The organism is Microbacterium sp. DT81.1, from assembly GCF_049844955.1.
Lineage (GTDB): Bacteria > Actinomycetota > Actinomycetes > Actinomycetales > Microbacteriaceae > Microbacterium.
Map to the genome: position 1 here is coordinate 14560 of NZ_JBNCMA010000012.1, position 19500 is coordinate 34059.

Annotated in this window: 17 protein-coding genes; 6 read left to right on the forward strand and 11 right to left on the reverse strand. The window is 65.5% G+C overall.

Annotated features, from left to right (window positions below; translation table 11 throughout):
• Nucleotides 1-31: 31 nt before the first annotated feature.
• The 9 genes from ACLQ2Q_RS21405 to ACLQ2Q_RS21445 all read right to left on the reverse strand — a co-directional run bounded on the left by ACLQ2Q_RS21405 (nucleotide 32) and on the right by ACLQ2Q_RS21445 (nucleotide 10614).
• Nucleotides 32-2581, reverse strand: a complete 2550-nt coding sequence (locus ACLQ2Q_RS21405; protein WP_425823759.1) for an FAD-dependent oxidoreductase — start codon at nucleotides 2579-2581, stop codon at nucleotides 32-34.
• The gene (locus ACLQ2Q_RS21410; RefSeq protein ID WP_425823761.1) at nucleotides 2578-3846 is read right to left on the reverse strand and encodes a beta-ketoacyl synthase N-terminal-like domain-containing protein; all 1269 of its coding nucleotides are present in this window, start codon (nucleotides 3844-3846) and stop codon (nucleotides 2578-2580) included. The genes ACLQ2Q_RS21405 and ACLQ2Q_RS21410 overlap by 4 nt, the downstream gene beginning before the upstream one ends.
• Nucleotides 3843-5123 carry a beta-ketoacyl-[acyl-carrier-protein] synthase family protein gene (locus ACLQ2Q_RS21415; RefSeq protein WP_425823763.1) on the reverse strand — a complete coding sequence of 427 codons (1281 nt, stop codon included), beginning with the start codon at nucleotides 5121-5123 and terminating at the stop codon, nucleotides 3843-3845. The genes ACLQ2Q_RS21410 and ACLQ2Q_RS21415 overlap by 4 nt, the downstream gene beginning before the upstream one ends.
• On the reverse strand, nucleotides 5120-5554 hold the full coding sequence (locus ACLQ2Q_RS21420; RefSeq protein WP_425823765.1) for a cupin domain-containing protein: 435 nt from the start codon (nucleotides 5552-5554) through the stop codon (nucleotides 5120-5122). Before ACLQ2Q_RS21420 ends, ACLQ2Q_RS21415 begins: the two co-directional genes overlap by 4 nt.
• Nucleotides 5555-5563: 9 nt before the next feature.
• Nucleotides 5564-6103 carry an SRPBCC family protein gene (locus ACLQ2Q_RS21425; protein ID WP_425823767.1) on the reverse strand — a complete coding sequence of 180 codons (540 nt, stop codon included), beginning with the start codon at nucleotides 6101-6103 and terminating at the stop codon, nucleotides 5564-5566.
• A gap of 37 nt (nucleotides 6104-6140) precedes the next feature.
• Nucleotides 6141-7904: an acetyl-CoA carboxylase biotin carboxylase subunit gene (locus tag ACLQ2Q_RS21430; protein ID WP_425823769.1), complete on the reverse strand. Its 1764-nt coding sequence runs from the start codon at nucleotides 7902-7904 to the stop codon at nucleotides 6141-6143.
• Nucleotides 7901-8455, reverse strand: coding sequence for an acetyl-CoA carboxylase biotin carboxyl carrier protein (locus tag ACLQ2Q_RS21435; RefSeq protein ID WP_425823771.1), 555 nt, complete (start codon nucleotides 8453-8455; stop codon nucleotides 7901-7903). The genes ACLQ2Q_RS21430 and ACLQ2Q_RS21435 overlap by 4 nt, the downstream gene beginning before the upstream one ends.
• 11 nt (nucleotides 8456-8466) lie before the next feature.
• Nucleotides 8467-10176: an acetyl-CoA carboxylase carboxyltransferase subunit alpha gene (locus ACLQ2Q_RS21440; protein ID WP_425823773.1), complete on the reverse strand. Its 1710-nt coding sequence runs from the start codon at nucleotides 10174-10176 to the stop codon at nucleotides 8467-8469.
• A 105-nt stretch (nucleotides 10177-10281) separates the two neighbouring features.
• Entirely contained in the window at nucleotides 10282-10614 is a 333-nt protein-coding gene (locus ACLQ2Q_RS21445; protein ID WP_425823775.1) for a TcmI family type II polyketide cyclase, read from the reverse strand.
• A 436-nt stretch (nucleotides 10615-11050) separates the two neighbouring features.
• Here ACLQ2Q_RS21445 and ACLQ2Q_RS21450 point away from each other — a divergent pair, with 436 nt between their 5' ends.
• Nucleotides 11051-11881, forward strand: coding sequence for a LuxR C-terminal-related transcriptional regulator (locus ACLQ2Q_RS21450; protein ID WP_425823777.1), 831 nt, complete (start codon nucleotides 11051-11053; stop codon nucleotides 11879-11881).
• Between the two features lie 152 nt (nucleotides 11882-12033).
• On the opposite strand, the gene ACLQ2Q_RS21455 is transcribed toward ACLQ2Q_RS21450, so the two are convergent.
• Both ACLQ2Q_RS21455 and ACLQ2Q_RS21460 read right to left on the reverse strand, forming a co-directional pair.
• The gene (locus ACLQ2Q_RS21455) at nucleotides 12034-13140 is read right to left on the reverse strand and encodes a glycosyltransferase (protein WP_425823779.1); all 1107 of its coding nucleotides are present in this window, start codon (nucleotides 13138-13140) and stop codon (nucleotides 12034-12036) included.
• 11 nt (nucleotides 13141-13151) lie between these two features.
• On the reverse strand, nucleotides 13152-13403 hold the full coding sequence (locus ACLQ2Q_RS21460; protein WP_425823781.1) for a hypothetical protein: 252 nt from the start codon (nucleotides 13401-13403) through the stop codon (nucleotides 13152-13154).
• 808 nt (nucleotides 13404-14211) lie between these two features.
• Between ACLQ2Q_RS21460 and ACLQ2Q_RS21465 the strand changes: the two genes are divergently transcribed.
• From ACLQ2Q_RS21465 to ACLQ2Q_RS21485, 5 genes are all read left to right on the forward strand, one after another.
• The gene (locus ACLQ2Q_RS21465) at nucleotides 14212-15687 is read left to right on the forward strand and encodes a sugar transferase (RefSeq protein WP_425823783.1); all 1476 of its coding nucleotides are present in this window, start codon (nucleotides 14212-14214) and stop codon (nucleotides 15685-15687) included.
• Nucleotides 15688-15757: 70 nt separating this feature from the next.
• Entirely contained in the window at nucleotides 15758-16585 is an 828-nt protein-coding gene (locus tag ACLQ2Q_RS21470) for a sugar phosphate nucleotidyltransferase (protein WP_425823785.1), read from the forward strand.
• Nucleotides 16586-16598: 13 nt separating this feature from the next.
• Nucleotides 16599-17615, forward strand: a complete 1017-nt coding sequence (locus ACLQ2Q_RS21475) for an NAD-dependent epimerase/dehydratase family protein (RefSeq protein ID WP_425823787.1) — start codon at nucleotides 16599-16601, stop codon at nucleotides 17613-17615.
• A complete protein-coding gene (locus ACLQ2Q_RS21480) occupies nucleotides 17612-18184 on the forward strand; it encodes a dTDP-4-dehydrorhamnose 3,5-epimerase family protein (protein WP_425823789.1) in 573 nt (190 codons plus the stop codon). Before ACLQ2Q_RS21475 ends, ACLQ2Q_RS21480 begins: the two co-directional genes overlap by 4 nt.
• Entirely contained in the window at nucleotides 18181-19485 is a 1305-nt protein-coding gene (locus tag ACLQ2Q_RS21485) for an NAD(P)H-dependent oxidoreductase (protein ID WP_425823791.1), read from the forward strand. The genes ACLQ2Q_RS21480 and ACLQ2Q_RS21485 overlap by 4 nt, the downstream gene beginning before the upstream one ends.
• The last annotated feature ends 15 nt before the right edge of the window (nucleotides 19486-19500 follow it).

A 19500-nucleotide genomic window follows, 5' to 3' on the forward strand; every position in this document is an offset into this window, starting at 1 on the left:
CCTCTCGCTAGGGTTGCTCGGGGCGATTCGCCTACGCGGCCGATTGACTCATCGTCGGCTGGTTATGGACGAAGATCTGCTGCAGGTGGTCGTTGATTGCGGCGAGCGTGGCCCTCGCGGTGCGATACCCGACGTGACCGTCCGGGCGGATCAGGTAGGCCGTGAGTGCTTGGCCCTCGTAGGTTTTCCGGAAGTTGCCGGCGCTGTCCCGGAGGACGGGAACGTCGAGATGCACCGGGACCTGGGCACCCGTACTCGCGATCAGATACGCACCGACCTGGCCACAAGACTGCTGCCACACCGCCGCGGCGAGTTCTTCCGCTTCGATGAAGTCGTCCTCGGTCACTGTTTCGTCGGCGTAGAGCAGCAGCGTCGATCTTGTTCCGCGCGTGACTTCGAAAAGGCGAAGTGGGTGTCCTACTCCAAACATGGTGAGTCCGTGCACATCTGGTGCCCGCGCCCCCGGCGCAGGCCCCCCGAGAAGCCCGTCAGTGCCGATGTCCTCGCCGACCAGTGCGCTTCCGGAGTAATTCATGGTCATCTGCATCTCAAGCAGGAACTGTGCCTTCTCGTCCTCCATGTCCATCTCGTCGGTGAAGGCGAGGGCGACGGCCCGATCGACGATCGCTTTGCCTGCCGGACGCCGCTCGGCGTCGTAGCTGTCTAGCAGGCCGGGCGCGGCGTTTCCGCGTACGGCGAGCGCGAGCTTCCAGCCCAGATTCCATGCGTCCTGGATGCCGGTGTTCATGCCCTGCCCGCCAGCTGGGGGATGCAGGTGTGCGGCGTCCCCGGCGACGAAGACGCGGCCTTCCCGGTATCTGTCGACGATGCCGTGCTTGATGCGGAAGATCGATGACCATCGCAGGTTGCTGGCGGTGGTCGGCTCGGGTGCCAGATCGTCCAGCACGGCTTGGATATCGGCGAGCGTCGGGGGCGTGTACTCCTGCCAAAATCCCGCGGGAACGACCCCCGCCCCGATGGTCTTCTGCAGCGGCTGCGGAGCAAGGGTCGCAACGCGGTAGCGCCCGCGACCGTGCAGCGGGACGCAGACCAGCATCCCGGTGAAGTCGCCGTCGTCCTCGATCCGTACGAAGCGAAGGAGATGGCCCTGGGGCATCGTCCAATCGAGTTCAACGTCGCCCAGCATGAACAGCTGCGGGAACATCGACAGGCCGCCCTCGAACCTCAGTCCGAGGCCCGCGCGGACAGCGCTGTGTCCACCGTCGCATCCGATCAGAAACTGCGCTCGGGTCACGCTTGTGGCGCCGGAGGCGCTTCTCAGTGTCGCCGACACCCCATCCACGTCCTGCTCGAAGTCGACCAGCTCGATGCCCCGCTCCAGGGTGACCCCGAGTGAGGCGAGGCGGTCGCTCAGGATGCGTTCCGTTTCGTATTGCGGCAGGCCGAGGTGCGCGTAGGGAAGATCGGTCAGTCCTGACCAGTCGACCTGATGGGTCAGCTTTCCATTCACATACACCGTCTGGCCGTGCAACCAGACCCCTGCCCGGATCGCGTCCGCGACAACGCCCTGGTCCTCCCATATCTCCATCGTCCGGCAATGGATGCCGATAGCCTTGTCCGCCTGGGAGGCGGCCACCGGCCGCTTGTCAATGATCCGCACCGCGATCCCCCGCCGAGCCAACTCGATGGCACAAGTCAGTCCCACGGGCCCGCCGCCGACCACCAGCACCTCGACATCGTAGATTCCGCTGCCGTGCGGGCTCACCGTGTCGTGGGTGGCGGGGAGTGCTGACGTCGCAGCGGCTGCCGCCACCGGTTCAGGAGATGGAGCAGCTGTCGGCTTCGGCAATGGCCCCGCCACCGGCGAAGGTGTTGCCGCTGCGTCGACCGCAAGGGTAGGCGCAACGGCAACCACCGGCGCCGGTGCCGTCACTGGCGCGGCGATGGACGGCTGCGAGGAGGATCGTTGCACCGCAGGGAACTCGGGCGTGTCCGAAGTCCGTCGGTGCTGAGGGGGGCGGTAGCGGATCTCGAACACCCGCCGCGCGAATTCGACGGACAACCACCGCGCCAGCGGACCACTTTGATCGGCGTGCGAGGGATCCTCGACCCAGTTGATGAAGTCCTGCTCCGATTCCCACTCGGCGAAGATGTGGTAAACGAAGGATCCCGGTTCCTTCAGCAGTTCTTCGCGCACCAGGCCGGGCGTGTCCGCTAGCCGGGACGTGACTATTTGGTACGCATGCTCGAACGCCTCTTCCTCTCCCGGACTGACCCGGGTGGTAAGATCGATGCGGATCGGCAGCGGCTTCGTCGCCGGGACGATGGTCAGCAACTCGTACGTGCTCCTGGCCGCCTCCTCGCGCAGGTCACGCAGACCCGCGGTCAGCGCCTCACGCTGATCGCTGCGGCCGAACGCGTCCACTGCTGCGCGGTCGATCCAGTCACTGGTGATGACAAATGTGCGTGAGTCTTCTAGGTCGCGCGAGAGCTCTTGTCGCACGTTGCCGGGCACCCGACTTATCTCGGCAGCCGCGCGTTCCCACGCCCTTTGGAACTCGGCCTCCATCCCTTCGCGGGCGCGCATCCGCAGCACCGTCCTGATCGCGGGTTCGGTCATGAGGCCCCCTCCTCGGTCATGCCTTGCAAATTCGCGGGGTCAATCCTTCGCAGCACCATCGAGCTGTTGAAGCCGCCGAACCCACGGGCGTTGATCAACACGACGTTCAGGTCGAGCTCGCGAGGCACCCGCACCAGATCGAGTCCGTACGACGGATCCGGCTCGTCGAGGTTGCCGACCGCCGGCGCCACACCATCGCGGATGGCCAGCAGCGCAGTGGCGACACTCAGCGCCGAACCGCCGGCGTTGAGCCGACCGACGAAACCCTGGGGAGCCGTGACCGGTACGGCGCTGATCCGGTCACCGAAAACCATCCGCAGCGCGGACGCTTCGAGGGCATCCATTTCGGCCACTCCCGCCGCATCGGCGACGATCAGGTCGACGTCATCGGCCGTCAGGCCGGCATCCTCGATTGCAAGGCTCATCGCGCGGGCCATATGCGTAGCGTCCGGGGCCAGCGCATTGGCGTCGAACGCGTCGTGGGTTGCGGCATATCCGGCGATCTCCCCGTAGATCTGAGGAGTTCCGCGTTCCACAGCGGTGCGGAGGTCCTCGACCAGAAGCACAGCCCCGCCCTCACCGGGTGCATACCCGTTGGCCTGCTTGTCGAACGGCTTGTAGCCGGCACGGGGATCAGCCGCCGCGGTCAACCACCCACTGGTGCCGTAGCAGGTCAGGGCGTACGGGGACAATGGGGCTTCAGTTCCCCCGGCAATGACTGCCGTGGTTCCGCGACGGATCACCCGCCGCGCATGACCCACGCTATCGAGGCCTCCGGCTCCCTCCGTCACCAGCACGCTGGCCGGGCCCTTGGTGGCGTGCCGGATAGACGATTGACCGGTGCTCGCCGCATAGAACCAGGCGATGGACTGGTAGGCACCGACCGCTTGTGGACCGCTGGTGTACAGACCCGTCATCTCGCGCTGGCCGAACTCGTTCCCACCGGAACCCGCTGCGAGAGCCACCGACGTCGCATAAGGACTATGGTCACCCGGATTGTACAGAGCGTCGTCGAGGGCCAACTGCGTCGCCGCCAGTGACATCCAGGTCCAGCGGTCGGTCTGCACCACCAGCCGCGGGTCGACCTGCTCATTCACGTCGAATCCTTCGACCTGGCCGGCGATCGTGGTGGTGTAGCGGGTGGGGTCGAAAGCCGAGATGCGACGCACATTCAGTTCACCGGCAAGGATGCTCTTCCAGTGCTGGTCGGCGCCGACACCGCTGGGCGCAATCACGCCGAGACCGGTGATGACCGCCCTTGTCACGCCGCCACCTCGGGCTTTGCGAGCACGATGGCGGACTGGAACCCGCCGAAGCCGCTGCCGACCGATACCACCACGTCCACTGGCATCTCACGAGCGATCTTCGGCACGTAGTCCAGATCGCACTCGGGGTCGGGGTTCTCCAGGTTTGCGGTGGGCGGAACGACGCCGTGCTCGATGGCGAGGCTGCACGCGACCAGCTCGATGGAGCCGATTGCACCGAGCGAGTGCCCGACCATGGACTTGATCGAGCTCATCGAGATGTCGTAGGCGTGCTCACCGAGACTTCGCTTGACCGCGGCGGTCTCGTGCCTGTCGTTCTGCTTGGTGCCCGAGCCATGGGCGTTGACATAATCGACGGTCTTCGGGTCGAGTCTTGCCTGGTCGAGCGCGGCATCGATCGCGGCGCTCATCTCCACCCCGTCCGGGCGCAGCCCTGTCATGTGAAACGCGTTGCACCTGTTGGCGAAGCCGCCGATCTCGCAGTAGATATGGGCGCCCCGCGCCCGAGCGCCGGCGTATTCCTCCAGGATCAGCACCGCCGCGCCCTCGCCCATCACGAACCCGTCCCGGGTCGCGTCGAACGGCCGCGATGCGTGTTCTGGGTCATCGTTGCGCGCGGACGTCGCATGAATCGTGTCGAAACACGCAACGGAGATCGGCGAGATGGGGGCGTCACTCGCCCCCGCGATGACGATGTCCGCGTCGCCATCCTGGATCAGCTGGGTCCCGTATCCGACGGCGTCGATGCCGGACGTGCAACCGGTCGACATGACCGATGCAGGCCCGTGTGCGTGGAAGCGGACCGCAAGTTCGGTGGCTGCACTGCTGGGAACCAGCGAGTTGTACAGGAACTTCGACCCGTATGCGGGGTCGACGAGCCAGTCCCGACCGTGGTTGCTGACGTTGACGTACCCCTCCTCGAGCCGCATCGTCGCGCCTACCGCACTGCCCAGGCTGATCGCGAGGCGGTCGTGGTCGACTCCTCCGCCCGAGCGCAGATCCAGGCCACTGTCTGCAACGGCCTCATCCGCTGCGACGACAGCGAACTGGATGAAGCGGTCGTTGCGGTAGATCTCCTGGGGCGTCAGTCCGTAAGCCAGCGGGTCGAAGTCGACTTCTGCGGCGATCTGCGATCGAAACCGCGTGGCGTCGAAGAAGCTGATCCTGCGGGTGGCGGTACGACCCTCGGTCAGCAGGTTCCAGAACGCCTGCTTTCCGACGCCGCCGGGTGCGACAACGCCGATACCGGTGACGACGACTCTCCTTCCGGTGCTCATCGGACCCCGCCGAGCGATCCGGGTGACGGCTCCGTGTCGACGTGGCCGAGTTCGGGGCGTGGCGCCAGCGGACCGCAGGTGAAGACGAAGAAGGCAGGCACCGCGCGATCGTTGACGATGCGGTGACGGACCCCGATGGGAATGTGGATGGCTGACTCCGCCACTAATCGGCGCTGCTCACCGTCGACGGTGATCAAGACGTCACCCGAGACGCAATAGAGGAACTCCTCGGAGTATGGATGCCAGTGTTCCGTGACGACCTCGCCGGGCGCGAGCGTGAGTGTTCCCATGAAGGCTGCAGTTGCGCCCACACTTGCGGGTGACAGCAGGGTGCGGATGTCCCCGCCCCGCCGGTGGTTCGGCTGGGTTTCATCGCGATGCACGATCGGGCCGCAGGTGACGGCAGAGGGGGGGTGCACGGTGGTGGTCAACGGAACTCCTCAGGCAGTGGTGGGCAAGGGGACGGGCTGCGCCGCGTTCGATTCGGCGACTGCCTGCACCTTCTGCGCAATGACAGCCATCTGGATCTTGGTATTGGCATCGATCCGCCTGGTCATGGTGGCGGTGTCAACGGGCGCGGTGGGGCGCATCCGGAAGGTCTGCATCCAACGCATCGTGGTCCCGCCCGCAACCTGCCGGTACGTCCAATCGATGTTCATGAACTCGAATGGTCCCGGCTCGACCCGCCGTGCAGTCACTCGATGGGCGATCGGGTCGAGAGTCCGCTCAGAGACCCAACTCCAGACCGTCCCATTGGCGTCCGGATGCATGGTCAGCCGGAACAGGAAGTAGGTGTCGTCCCGGTTTTCGAGGATGTCGACCGATGCGTACTCCGTGAACAGGTTCGGCCAATTGCCGAGGTCGTTGGTCACCTGCCACACCAGATCCAGCGGGGCATCAATCACGATGGAGTTGTAGGTATGCCCTTCCGGTTCCACGTTCGCGGATTCCGGTAGCGGGCTTGTCGAGTCCGTGCTCATCGGTCAGCCTCCGGTCGGCTCATCGAGTTCATCCCGATCACGAGGCTTGTTCGAGGGGACGCATAGCGAGATGGCTCTGCACCACGTCGACGATCTCGCCGAACGTGTAGTGCTCCGTCTGATCGTCAGGCAGCTCGACGCCATAGGTGCTTTTCAGCGCGGTCTGCATCTCGAGAAATGCCAGCGAGTCGAGCCCGACATCGGAGAACCGTCCGGATGGGTTGTCGGTGTGGTCGGCGATTGGCAGACCCGCCTTTTTGCTGAGCAGCGTCATCAGATCGCTGATTGTGAAGGTGTCATTCATGCTGGGGTGACCTCCGTCTGGGGTGGGGCGTGGGGGTAGGCCGCGAGGCCAGGTCGGCTGCGCGGGGGCTGGGACGGCCGACACGAAATCTGCCGTCAAGGCGGGGGTGCGGCTCCCGAGCTGATGGATCTCCGCCGCACTGGCGAGCAGGCTGGGCATTTCGCGGTCGAGGAACTGGACGTCATGCCGGTCGGCGCGAATGTCGGGGTGCCGCAGCAACGCCCGGTGCAGGGTCGCCGTCGTGGACAGGCCCGGGCCGGACACCGCCATCTCGGCCAACGCCCGGTCCATCCTCGAGAGTGCCTGATCCCGGGTGGGCGCCCACACGATGAGTTTCGCCAGCAATGAGTCGTAGTGCGGACTTACCTGATCGCCCTCACGGTACCCGGTGTCCAACCTCGTCCATGGCCCGGCCGGCGCTCTATAGACGTCGAGCCGACCGGGAGTGGGAGCGAACCCCCGCGCCGGATCCTCCGCATTGATCCGGCATTCGATGGCGGCTCCGCTGCAACGGACATCCTGTTGCCCGAAGGCGAGCGGCAGTCCATCCGCGATCAAGATCTGCTCGCGGATCAAGTCGATTCCGGTCAGCATCTCGGTGACGGGGTGCTCCACCTGGATTCGGGCATTCATCTCCATGAAGTAGGGCTCGCCGCTGCCGTCGACCAGGAATTCCATGGTCCCCGCGCCGGTGTAGCCGACGGACAGCGCACCGCGCACCGCCAACGCTCCCAGCTGTTCGCGCTGCTCGACCGTCATGTGGGCGGCTGGCGCCTCCTCCAAAAGCTTTTGATGACGGCGCTGCAACGAACAATCGCGCTCTCCCAGAGAGACGCCGTTGCCATGCTGATCGCATAGCACCTGCACCTCTACGTGGCGCGCACCGGCCAGGTAGCGCTCAACATAGACAGCCGGGTCGTTGAAGACCGCTCTGGCCACTTCGCGGGTGCTGACATAGGCTTCGCTGAAGTCGGCCGCGCTGTGGACGACGCTCATCCCGCGCCCTCCGCCACCGGCAGCAGCCTTGATGATAACGGGATACCCGATGTCGGCGGCGATCCTCTGCCCCTCGTGTACCGAGCGCACCGGCTCGACCACTCCGGGTAGCATCGGCAGCCCGGCCTCGTGCATGAGCCGTCGCGCCGTGGCCTTGTTGCCCATGTCCTGCATCACCGACGGCGGAGGACCGACGAAGGTGAGCCCGGCCGACTCGCAGATTTCCGCGAAATCCGGATCCTCGGAGAGGAATCCGTAACCCGGATGGACGGCCTCGGCACCCGTCTGCAGGGCCGCCTCGATGATGTTGGGAATGTTCAGATAGCTCCGCCGCGGTGCGGGCGGACCGATGTTCACGGCGATGTCGGCCAACCGAACGACTTCGGATTCCCGATCGGCGGAGCTGTACACCGCGACGACCTCGATGCCCAGTTCACGGCACGTCCTGGCAATTCGAACGGCGATCTCGCCACGGTTGGCGATGAGCAGTTTCCGGATCATGCGCCGTGCTCCTTCGGGCGAAGCCGAAGCAGGATCTGGTCGTATTCGACGGATTCACCGTTGCTCACCAACACTTCGGCGACGACGCCGGACTCGCCGGCGACGATCGGGTTCATCATCTTCATCGCCTCGATGATCGCCACCGTGGTGTCGGCCTCAACGTCGTCGCCGACCCGCACGAACGGTTCTGCACCGGGTGACGGCGCGGCGTAGTAGCAGCCGACCAGCGGTGCCCGCACCGCTGTGGACGCGGCATCCTCGATCGGCGCGGAAACCGGGGTGGCGATATCCCCCGTCCCGCCGGCGAGAGCCGTCCCCGGTTGATCGACGACCGACTGCACGGTTCTCACCTGGTCGGCCCACTCGACCTCGATCTCGCGGTCGCCGCCGCGGACTCGTAGACGGCGCAGATCGCCGGGCAGGGTGCGCGCGAGTTCGGCTAGTTCCTGCCGCAGCTCGAGCATCGACTCCGGTTTGCCGGCCGTCTGCAGGAGCGCTGCCGCCCCGGGAACCTGACCATTGGCGGATGCAAGTTCGCTGTTCGGTGTCATCTCGGGCCGCCTCAGCTGGCGATGTCGGTCGTCATCGGGGTCATCAGTTCCCCGCCGAGCTGGGAGAAACGTTGCTCCCGTCCCGAGAGTAGATCGTCGGGAGAGACGTCGCTCAGCTCGTCTATCTCACGGAGGATGATCTCGCGGAGCGTTCGTGCGCAGGCAGCGGGATCCGCTTGGGCCCCGCCAGGCGGTTCTGGTACGACCGAGGTGGCGATGCCGCTGTGCAGCAACTGCGCCGCCCCGAGTTGCAACGCCGTGGCCGCAGCCGGCGCCGACGACGCGCTCCGCCACAGGATCGCCGCACACCCTTCCGGACTGATCACCGAGAGGAAGGCGTTCTCCAGCACCAGCAACCGATCCGAGGTGCACAGGGCGAGGGCGCCACCGCTGCCGCCTTCACCGGTGATGACGGCAACCACCGGAACGCGCAGCCGCGAGCTGCGCATGATGGTTTCGGCGATGGCGATGGACTGCCCGCGTTCCTCAGCGTCGGGGCCGGGGTGAGCGCCGGGGGTGTCCACAAAAGTGACCACCGGCAACCCGAATGACTCGGCGTGCTCCATCAGGCGCATCGCCTTTCGGTACCCCTCTGGGTGGGCCATCCCGAAATTGTGGGCGACGAGATCCTTGACGGTGTGCCCCTTCTGGCTGCCGATGACCACAACAGACCGCCCCGCGACGGATGCCACCCCGCCGACAACCGCGGGGTCATCGGCATAGGCACGATCACCGTGCAACTCGACGAAATCGTCGAAGACAAGCCGAATGTAATCCGCTGTGGTCGGTCGCTCAACGTTGCGCGCGGCTTGGACCGCGGCCCATGAGTCGCGCATCGCCGCAGATCCGGTCGACCGCGTCGCGGCGGGCTCGGGAACGGGATCAGCTGCGGTGGTCATCCTTCTCTCGGCGTGCAGATTGATCAGCCGAATCAGCAGGGGCCGGAGGTCTGCCCTGTTCTCCACCCTGTCCACCAGGCCGTGCGAGAGCTGCGACTCGGCGGACTGAAAGCCATCCGGCAGCGCCGCACGGATGGTCTCCTGCACGACGCGCGGGCCGGCGAATCCGATGTGGGCGCCCCTTTCGGCGAGAACCACCGAACCCAGACTGGCGAAGGATGCCGAGACACCGCCGTACGTCGGATCGGTGAGCACACACACCGACAGCACGCCCGCCTCGCGAAGCTGAGCGAAGGCGAGCGCGGTGCGCGCCATCTGCAGAAGCGAGAAGACGCCTTCCTGCATCCGTGCTCCGCCGCTTGCACACACTACGATCAAGGGCTTTCGCTGATGGAGGGCCAGGCTGGCCGCCTCGCTCACCCGTCGGCCGACCTCCAGGCCCATGCTTCCGCCCATGAAGGCGAATTCCATGACGGCGAGAATTGCCTCACGGCCACCGAGAAGCGCGGCGCCGACGATGACCGCCTCTGATTCGCCGGAACTGGCGGTTGCACCGGCGACCCGGTCCCGATAGGGACGGGAGTCGGAGAATTCGAGCGGATCGGGCATCAGCGGATCGAAGTCGGCCTCGCGGAAACTTCCCGGGTCGACCAGCAGCTCGATCCTGGCCCGCGCCCCCATCCGCACGTGGTGTTCGCACTCGGGACACACCCGGAGGTTTCGATCCAGTCGCTTGTGGTAGACAAGGCACCCGCAGCCCGGGCACTTGGTCCATTCCGTCCGACCGGCGGGCAACACCACCGGCTCCAGTGTCTGTGTCATCGGGTCCCTCTATTCGCAGGTATTCGCAACGGAACATGAAGCCGTGGGTCTGCCAACCCGTCGTCGACATCGAGGTCGTCCCACCGGTCGGCTACGAGGGTGAATTCAGCCTTGGTGCGCCTGTGATGTCCAGTGGTAGAAGCGGTCTGCCATGGCGTCCGCGGGTGAAGTCCAATTCGGGTCGTAGGCCTCGATGTACGGGCGCAGCTCGTCGCTCACCGCACGGAAAGAGGGCAATTGCGCCGCCGTCCTCATCGCATCTGACGCCGGCCGTGCGAAATCGATCAGGTGCACGTAGATCCCGTGAAAGCGATACAGGGAGCGACCGATGACGCCGATGTCCTGAGGCATGGATGTCGCGTCGGAGCGGCTGAAGATCTCGGCTACTGCTGGCGCATCCTCGGAGCGCATCTTCGCGACGATCATGGTCTGGTGCATGACTGACTCCATCTATCGGGAACGTTGCGGGAGAAACGATTGTCGTCCCGGTTGCCTTGCGGAGTTCCAGCGTCAGGACAACCCATACGCTAAGGAACCCACAGCCAATACACATCCACCGCAGGTAGCGACCTCGTGCCTTCCGCTCCCCCCAAGGGGTAAGAAGGCCACCGCCCATCCGGTGAAGGCTTCCCATCCGAAGGTTGAGGCGGCTAATCCCAAGGTCGGAACCAAGCGAGTGCCCGAAACTCGACGGTCGCAGAGGGATGAGCACCGAACGCCCAGTCCGAGCGAGGCCCTGGGCGAAGGTCCCCTTGTGGACGGGCAGCGCCCGTCTGACTCGAGGGGACGGCTTATTACAGTCTGTAGCCGTATTTATTACCATCCGCCACGATGTGTGGATTCATTTCCGCGCTCGCGGTATATCTAGCTTGAAGTGTCCGTCACTATCAGTTCGCTGGGGGCATTCGTCGCGCCTGCAGGACCGGGCCGTTCGATTGCAAGAGCGATGTCGTGCCACGTCAAGGGGATCCTGATGACGTTCCAACCTGAGTCAAGTGCCGCTTCCCATCCAGACCTATCCCTTGAACAGGTCTGGCCCATGTCCGGGTCGGAGCATGTTCGAGTGTTGCTGTGCGAAGACCACGAGATCTACCGCATCGGACTCCGCGTGCTGGTCGAGCGCGAACCCGACATGGTCGTCGTGGGCGAAGTGGGAGACGTCGCTTCGGCATGCTCGCTGGCCGACCGGGTGGACCCACACGTCGTCGTCATCCGCCAGGGGCTGCTACAGCACGTGCAAGCGGCGTCCGTCAGTGCATTGTGCCTTCGCGACCGAGCGGTACTGATCCTTGCCGAGAACGAGTCCGAGCACGATCTGGCAGAGGCGTTGCGCGCCGGGGCGAGGGGCTACCTTTCTCGGAGGGTCGCCGCGCCGCAGTTGGTCGACGGCATCCGCGCCGTGTCCAAGGACGGGCTCGCCCTCGACCCAACATTCGCGCGCCACCTCGTGCAATTCCTGACCTCCGAACCGACCGGCCCGGCGGAGATCCCTGCGCAGCTGGGCGCTCTGACCCGGCTGACTGAACGTCAGCGGGCGGTGGCCCTCCTTGTCGCCGAGGGAATGACCAACGGCGAGATCGCCGCCCGGCTCTTCGTCAGTGATGCGACGGTCAAGAGCCACCTCACCACGGTCTTGCGGCGCCTTGGCCTTCGGAGCCGTACCCAGCTGGCCATCCTCGTCAACAACACTGCTCGGCAGTCCTGAGACGTCGACAGCTGACAGGCGGCGTGTCCGACGCGACGGGTTCCTGGAAAGGCGACTCGGATCTAGACATCCGGTGAGCATGGGAGCGGCACAAACGCGTCTAGGTGAGCGAATCCCGCCCAGGCGACGAGCACTTCGTCGCCCCCGGCCGCTCAGGCACCGACAGCGCCATCGGATGGCCTCATCGGGTCGGACACCCGGGCGGCCATCCGGTCGTAGACCTGGATCGAGGCGGTGCCCAGGTCGATGTCTGAGAGCCGATCGCGCTGCACCTCCAGCGCGCGAGCGCTCATCCGCGAACGCTCGAGTGGGTCATCCACGAGGCTCGAGACGGCAGCGATGAGATCGGGCACGTCGGAGCACAGGTATCCGGTCTCGCCGCTCAGGACGACGTCGCGGTTCCCGACGATGTCGGTAGCGACCGCCGGAAGGCCCATCACCTGCGCCTCCATGAGCGAGATGGGCATACCTTCCCAGCGCGTCGGGAAGAGGAAGATGTCGGATGCCGCGAGCTGAGCGATCACGTCCTCATGCGAAAGCCACCCGGTCAAGCGCACCGGTGCGTCTCCCATCCACCGTTCTCGTCCCTCCCTAGGCCCGTCCCCAATCCACACGAAGTCGGCGCGGTCGCCGAGTGCTCTGGCGACCTCCGCGAAGCGATCAGGCCCCTTCTGCTCTCCGAGTCGTCCCGAGGCGACCACGACGGGACGCGGGTTGCCGCTTCCGTGCGCCCGTGGGAGCCCGTCGACGGGGATCCCGTTTTGCAGCACGTCGCAGTGCGATTCTCCCAGTCGGGTGCGCGCGACGGCCTCCTCCGACGGCGACACCAGGATGAGACCGTCGCACCTGGGCTTGAGGACTCGTTCGAGGGCGAGGGCGGCGAGGTTGCTGACGGCGGACGACGACTCCCGAAGGAAGGCGAACCCGTGCGGGGAGTATGCGACGACGCATCCGTCGGGGACCCGCACGAACGGCAGGCGGCCGGCGATCCCTGCGAACGTCGAATGCAGATGCAAGACGTCCATATCGCGATCGGCGCCTCGGATCGCGACCCGCAGATCGCGGAGGGTCGCGACGCGTCCTCGGTAGGTCAGCTCGACCCGCCGAACATCCGAGGGAAATCGAGCATCGAGCTCGGCCGCCGCCGGCACCGCGGGCTTGCGCGGATAAATGACCGTGACGTCATGCCCGAGCAACGACTGGCGCGTCGCCAGCGCGAGCACGGCCGCGAGCACTCCGCCCACGAGCGTCTCGGTCACATGGACGATCTTCACCGCACCCCACCCCGCCATCTCTTGGTCGTCACCGCGAACAGCTCCACGAGGAGCGAGTACGCGACGAAGGGCCCGTCCCGTCCGGGCAGGAGCACCCATGCCGGCACGTCCTGCCACCTGCTCACCACTCGCGGCTCGAAGCTGGGGTTCTCCGGGCGCGCGAAAGTGCCGTGAAGCTGCGCGTCCGCCGCCGCCGAGTTGGTCCTGGATTCGACCCACACGACCGTCAGCGGAACCACTTCATGCATCGGTCGACGACGTCGACTTCCCCAGTGCCCCATACTCGTCCCCTCACCAGTGTTCACGCCACAAACGCTAGCGGCGGCACCTACGCCCTGATGCCATCGATTGTTAACGCCCGGTTACGACCGCCGAAAAAATTGGTCCAACACCGCATGTCGGACCGGAACCCCGCTATAGATGACTCACGGCAGCGATACACGGTGAGCCCGATGTGGGGTGGCTCGACGCGATGAACCGCCGAATCGATGGGGGAACTGATGGATGCTTCTGATTTGGCGCGCGCTTTTCGGCGCTCGCAGACGCCGATCCGGGGTGATCGCCGTGCCGGGCGTGCTTGCTGCGTGGGACTTCGCCGTGCCAATAGAACGGGTGTTACCGGCGACGAACGTCCCGTCCGTCGCCAACGAGACCGGCGGCACGCAGGACCACGTCACCCACGCAACGTGTTCACGAAGCAACGCATGGGCCCGTACGCGAACCCTGTCACGGAGCCGATCGTGACCGCTTCCATCATCGATTCGGATCGTGAGGCCACATACGGCTTGCCGCACGGTCTGCACCAACACCTCGCCGAAACGCACCGAGCGCTGACCGCGCAGACGACCGACGCGCCCGATCCCACCAAGGGCACCGATGAAGCCGAAGAAGCCGGTTCCCGGGGCGATCACCACCCGGGACGGCAATCAGCGCGCGGTCAAGTAGTCACGGTCCCGTTCCCGAGCACCATTGGGGGATAGCCGCAGCGACACGCTGCCGTAAACGCGCCTCACGGTGAGGCGCACTCACTGAGCACCACGACCTTGGGGAAGCAACATGGTCATCAACTCGCTCTCTTCCGTATCCACTTCCGACACCACCGCCATCGGCTGGAAGCTCGCCTACCAGCGCGCTCTTTGGCTATCGGATTCCATCGTGATCATCGTCTCCGTGTTTGGGTCGCAGTATCTCTGGTTCACGTTTCTCGGCGAGCGCGTGGCCCAGCCCGTCGAGGACACGCCGCTCACCTATACGTGGCTTTCGGTCTTGCTGATCCTGGGCTGGCTCGTCGCTCTCGCCGTCTCCGGCTCCCGCAGCGGGCGCGTGATCGGAATGGGCACGGGCGAATACAGGCTGGTGGTCACGTCGGCGATCTACCTCTTCGCCGTCCTCGCCATCGTCTCGTATCTCACGACGACCCCCGTGTCGCGCGGCTACCTCCTCCTCGGCTTCCCGCTCGGCACCGCCGCGCTGCTGACCACGCGATTCCTGTGGCGCCAGCGTCTGAGGGCCGCCCGGCGGGCGGGACGCGGTCTCGCCCGTGCCCTCCTCATCGGAGATGACGAGGAGAACGCGCGCATCACGAACGAACTCGACCGGATGCCGGAAGCCGGCTACCGCGTCGTCGCCGTCAGCGGCCCCGGCAAGCGGACCGAGTTCACGTGCGGCGGTGCGTCGGTGCCCTTCCTGGGACCCGTCGATGACGTGAGTCGCGTACTGGCGATGACGGATGCCGACACCGTGATCGTCGCGAGCGACGCTGCGCTGCCAGTCCAGAAGGTAAGGGAGATCAGCTGGCGACTGGAGGCCGGCCGGCAGCATCTCATAATGGTGCCGAGCCTGACCGACATCGGCGGGCCTCGGATGCACACCCGGCCCGTGGCCGGCCTGCCTCTTGTGCATGTGGAGACTCCGCGATACACCGGCGCGCAGCGCATCATCAAACGCACATTCGACGTTGTAGGCTCCGCGACGCTGTTGCTGGTTCTCGCGCCGACCTTCCTCATCCTCGCGTGTGTCGTAAAGGCGACCAGCCGAGGTCCGGTCTTCTACCGCCAGGAGCGGATCGGGCAGGACGGGCGCCCCTTCGAACTGATCAAGTTCCGAACCATGGTCCCGGACGCCGATGCGAAGCTTCAGGGCCTCCTGGTGAAACAGGGCACTGACGGCACCCCCCTCTTCAAGATCGAGAACGACCCGCGGATCACACCCATCGGTCGCATTCTGCGAAAGCACTCCCTCGATGAGTTCCCGCAGCTGCTGAACGTGCTGTTCGGGGACATGAGCTTGGTCGGCCCGCGCCCGCAGCGCGCTGGCGAGGTGGCGTTCTACGATTTCGCCGCGGAGCGCCGACTGATCGTCAAGCCCGGCATGAGTGGCCTGTGGCAGGTCAGCGGGCGATCCGCCCTCTCGTGGGAGGAGTCGTTGCGCCTCGATCTGTACTACGTCGAGAACTGGACGCTGATGGGCGACATCGGCATCCTCTTCCGCACCTTCCGAGCCGTCTTCGCCCCCGGCGACACAGCTCACTGAGCCCCATCCCGCCATACCGATGGAAAAGGCGGTCGTCGACATCGGCGACCACCCGAGAAAGGAGCGCCCCATGACGATCGAAACGACATCAGAAGTGCCCTCGAAGGCCGAAATTCCGGTGGTGATCCTGTGCGGAGGCATGGGCACGCGGATCAGGGAGGCGAGCGAGAAGCTACCGAAACCCCTCATCGACATCGGCGGCAAGCCGATCCTCTGGCACATCATGAAGACGTACGAGGCCGCCGGCTTCCGACGCTTCATCCTATGTCTCGGGTACAAAGGCGACTCGATTCGCCGGTTCTTTCTCGACTACGGAAAGTTCGAGCGCGACTTCACCGTCCGGCTGGGCGAGGGTGATGAGGCGGTCGACTGGCACAGCCACACTCCGCAGGAGGACTGGGATGTGACCCTGGTGGAGACCGGTCTGCTGACGGGCACGGGAGCCAGGGTGAAGCGAGTGCAGGCGCACCTGGATCAGCCCTACTATCTGATGACCTACGGCGATGGCATCGGCAATGTCGACCTGGATGCGCTCTATCGCCAGCATGTGGCCAGCGGGAAGACCGGCACCGTCACGGGCGTGCACCCAACGAGCCGTTTCGGCGAGATGCACGTCACCGGCGACGAGGTGACGGAGTTCAACGAGAAGCCCACGATGGCCGAGGGCTGGGTGTCCGGAGGGTTCTTCGCGTTCCGGCGCGAGATGGTCGACAGCTACCTCGACGATGACCCCGACCTCCTTCTGGAGAAGAAGCCGCTGCAGAGTCTGGCCGCCGACGGACGCATGGGCGTATACCGCCACGACGGCTTCTGGATGGGAATGGACACATACCGCGACTGGACGGAGCTCAACCAGCTCTGGGACACGAACCAGGCGCCGTGGAAAGTGTGGGGGTGACATGAAGGTTCTGGTGACGGGAACTGAGGGATACCTCGGTTCGGTCCTCGCTCCCGAACTCGTTCGGGCGGGGCATGATCTGCTCGCGGTCGACACGGGCTTCTATAAGGCGGGGTGGCTGTACAACGGCGTCGATTCGACGCCGCAAACACTCGTGCGCGACATCCGCGACATCGAAGCCGAGGACCTTGCCGGCATCGAGGCGATCGTGCACATGGCGGAACTGTCGAACGACCCGTTGGGCGCGTTCAATCCCGAGCTGACCCGGGGCATCAATCACACCGGCTCCGTGCGGCTGGCGACCATGGCCAAGCAGGCGGGCGTCGAGCGCTTCGTCTACATGTCGTCCTGCAGTGTGTACGGCGTAGCGGAGGGGATTGTCGACGAGTCATCGCCCATCGACCCTCAGACCGTGTACGCGGAGTGCAAAGCGATGGTCGAGCGCGACGTGCTGGCAATGGCGGATGACGGGTTCAGCCCGACGTTCCTCCGCAACGCCACCGCGTTCGGTGCCTCGCCCCGGATGCGGTTCGACCTCGTGCTCAACAACCTCTCGGGGCTCGCCTGGACCACCAAGGAGATCGCCATGACCAGCGATGGAACGCCGTGGCGACCCCTGGTGCATGCGCTCGACATCGCCAAGGCGATCAAGATGACGCTCGCCGCGCCGCGGGATGCGGTGCACGGACAGATCTTCAACGTCGGTTCGGATGAGCAGAACTACCAGGTTCGTGAGATCGCAGCGATCATCGGTGACGCGCTTCCCGGGTCAGAGGTGAGCTTCGGTGCCAGTGGAGGCGACAACCGCAGTTACAAAGTGACATTCGACAAGATCCGCGAAGTCCTGCCCGGGTACGAATGCGACTGGAACGCCCAAAGGGGTGTCGAGCAGCTGCTTGCGATCTTCGACTCGATCGCGCTCGACGAGGAGATGTTCCTCGGACGCGGCTTCACTCGACTGAAGCAACTCGAATACCTCATGCGCTCCGGGCAGGTCGACGAGGAGCTCTTCTGGAGGGTGCCGTCATGATCTTCCATCCGACCCCGATCGCCGACGTGAGCATCATCGATCTCGAGCTGCGCGGTGACGAACGGGGATTTTTTGCCCGTTCGTTCTGCCGGGAGGAGTTCGCGACGGCTGGCCTCGACCCTCACGTCGAGCAGGCGAACATCTCCTTCAACTACAAAGCGGGCACGCTCCGCGGCATGCATTTCCAAGTGTCGCCGAATGCGGAGACGAAGCTCATCCGCTGCATCCGGGGGGCGATCGTCGACACGATCATCGACATGCGCTGGGGCTCGCCGACGCGGCTGCAGCACGTGTCGGTGGAACTCACCGCCGACAGCCGGCAGGCGCTGTTCGTTCCCGCCTACTTCGCGCACGGCTATCAGACGCTCGTCGATGACACCGAGGTGCTGTACATGGTGAGCGGCGCCTATGCGCCCGGCGCCGAGCGCGGCCTTCGCTACGACGATCCTGCCCTCGGCCTGGAATGGCCGATGCCGGTGTCGGACACCTCACCCAAAGATGCGACGTGGCCACTGCTCGACACATGGTCACCGGCACAGCTCGCAGCGATATCGGGAGGTACCGAATGATCATCATCGACAACGCACTGCAGGCGCGGGAGGCCGAGGGCCGCCCGATCGGTGTCGCGATAGTAGGTGCAGGATTCATGGGACGCGGCCTGATCAATCAGATCACGAACAGTGTGCCTGGGATGCGGGTCAGCGTGGTCGTCAATCGGACCCTCGAGAAGGCGGAAGCCGCGCTTCGCGAGGCCGGTGTCAGGGACATCCGTGCGGTGACGGACGGCTCCAGTGTCGACAAAGCGGTGGCCGCGGGCGCCGTCGCCATCACGCAAGACTTCCGCGCCGCGACGGGCGCGAGCACCGTCGACGCGGTCGTGGAAGCCACGGGCGCAGTGGAATACGGCTGTCATGTCGTCGTGGAGGCGATCGCGGAGCGCAAAGACATCGTCCTGATGAACGCCGAGGTGGACGGGACGGTGGGTCCGATCCTCGGCAAGCGTGCGAAGGCAGGCGGCGTGATCATTACAGGGTGCGACGGCGACCAGCCCGGGGTGCAGATGAACCTCGTGCGCTTCGTGCGAGGGCTCGGGCTCCGTCCTCTTGTATGCGGGAACATCAAGGGCCTGCAGGACGAGTACCGCACCCCGACGACCCAGGCCGCTTTCGCCGCCAAGTGGGGTCAGGATCCCTACATGGTGACGAGCTTCGCCGACGGCACCAAGGTGTCCTTCGAGCAGGCGATTGTCGCGAACGCCACCGGGATGACCGTCGAACGCCGTGGAATGCGGGGCGCCGATCACGCGGGCCATGTCGACGAGCTGACGACGGCGTACGACGTCGAGGAGCTCGAACGCCTCGGCGGCGTCGTCGACTACGTCGTCGGCGCGAAGCCCGGGCCCGGGGTCTTCGTCCTCGCCGTCCACGACGATCCCAAGCAGCGTCACTACCTCAACCTGTACAAGCTGGGAGAGGGTCCGCTCTACAGTTTCTACACGCCCTACCATCTCTGCCATTTCGAGGTGCCGAACACGGTGGCGAGGGCGGTGCTGTTCCGAGACGCCGCCCTCGAGCCGCTGGGGGCGCCGACGGTCGAGGTGGTGGCGGTGGCGAAGACGAACCTCGCCGAAGGCACCGTCATCGACGGGCTGGGCGGGTACTGCACCTATGGCGTCGCGGAACGCGCGGACGTGACGGCCGGTGAGAACCTGCTTCCGATCGGTGTGGCCGAGGGTTGCCGAGTGCTCCGCTTCATCCCGAAGGACTCGGTGCTGACGTACGACGACGTAGAGCTGCCCGCCGGAAGGCTCGTCGATCGCCTCCGCGCGGAGCAGGCCGCCGAACTGCCCACGCCGGCGCTGACGATGTGAGGGGCCGTGTGCCTG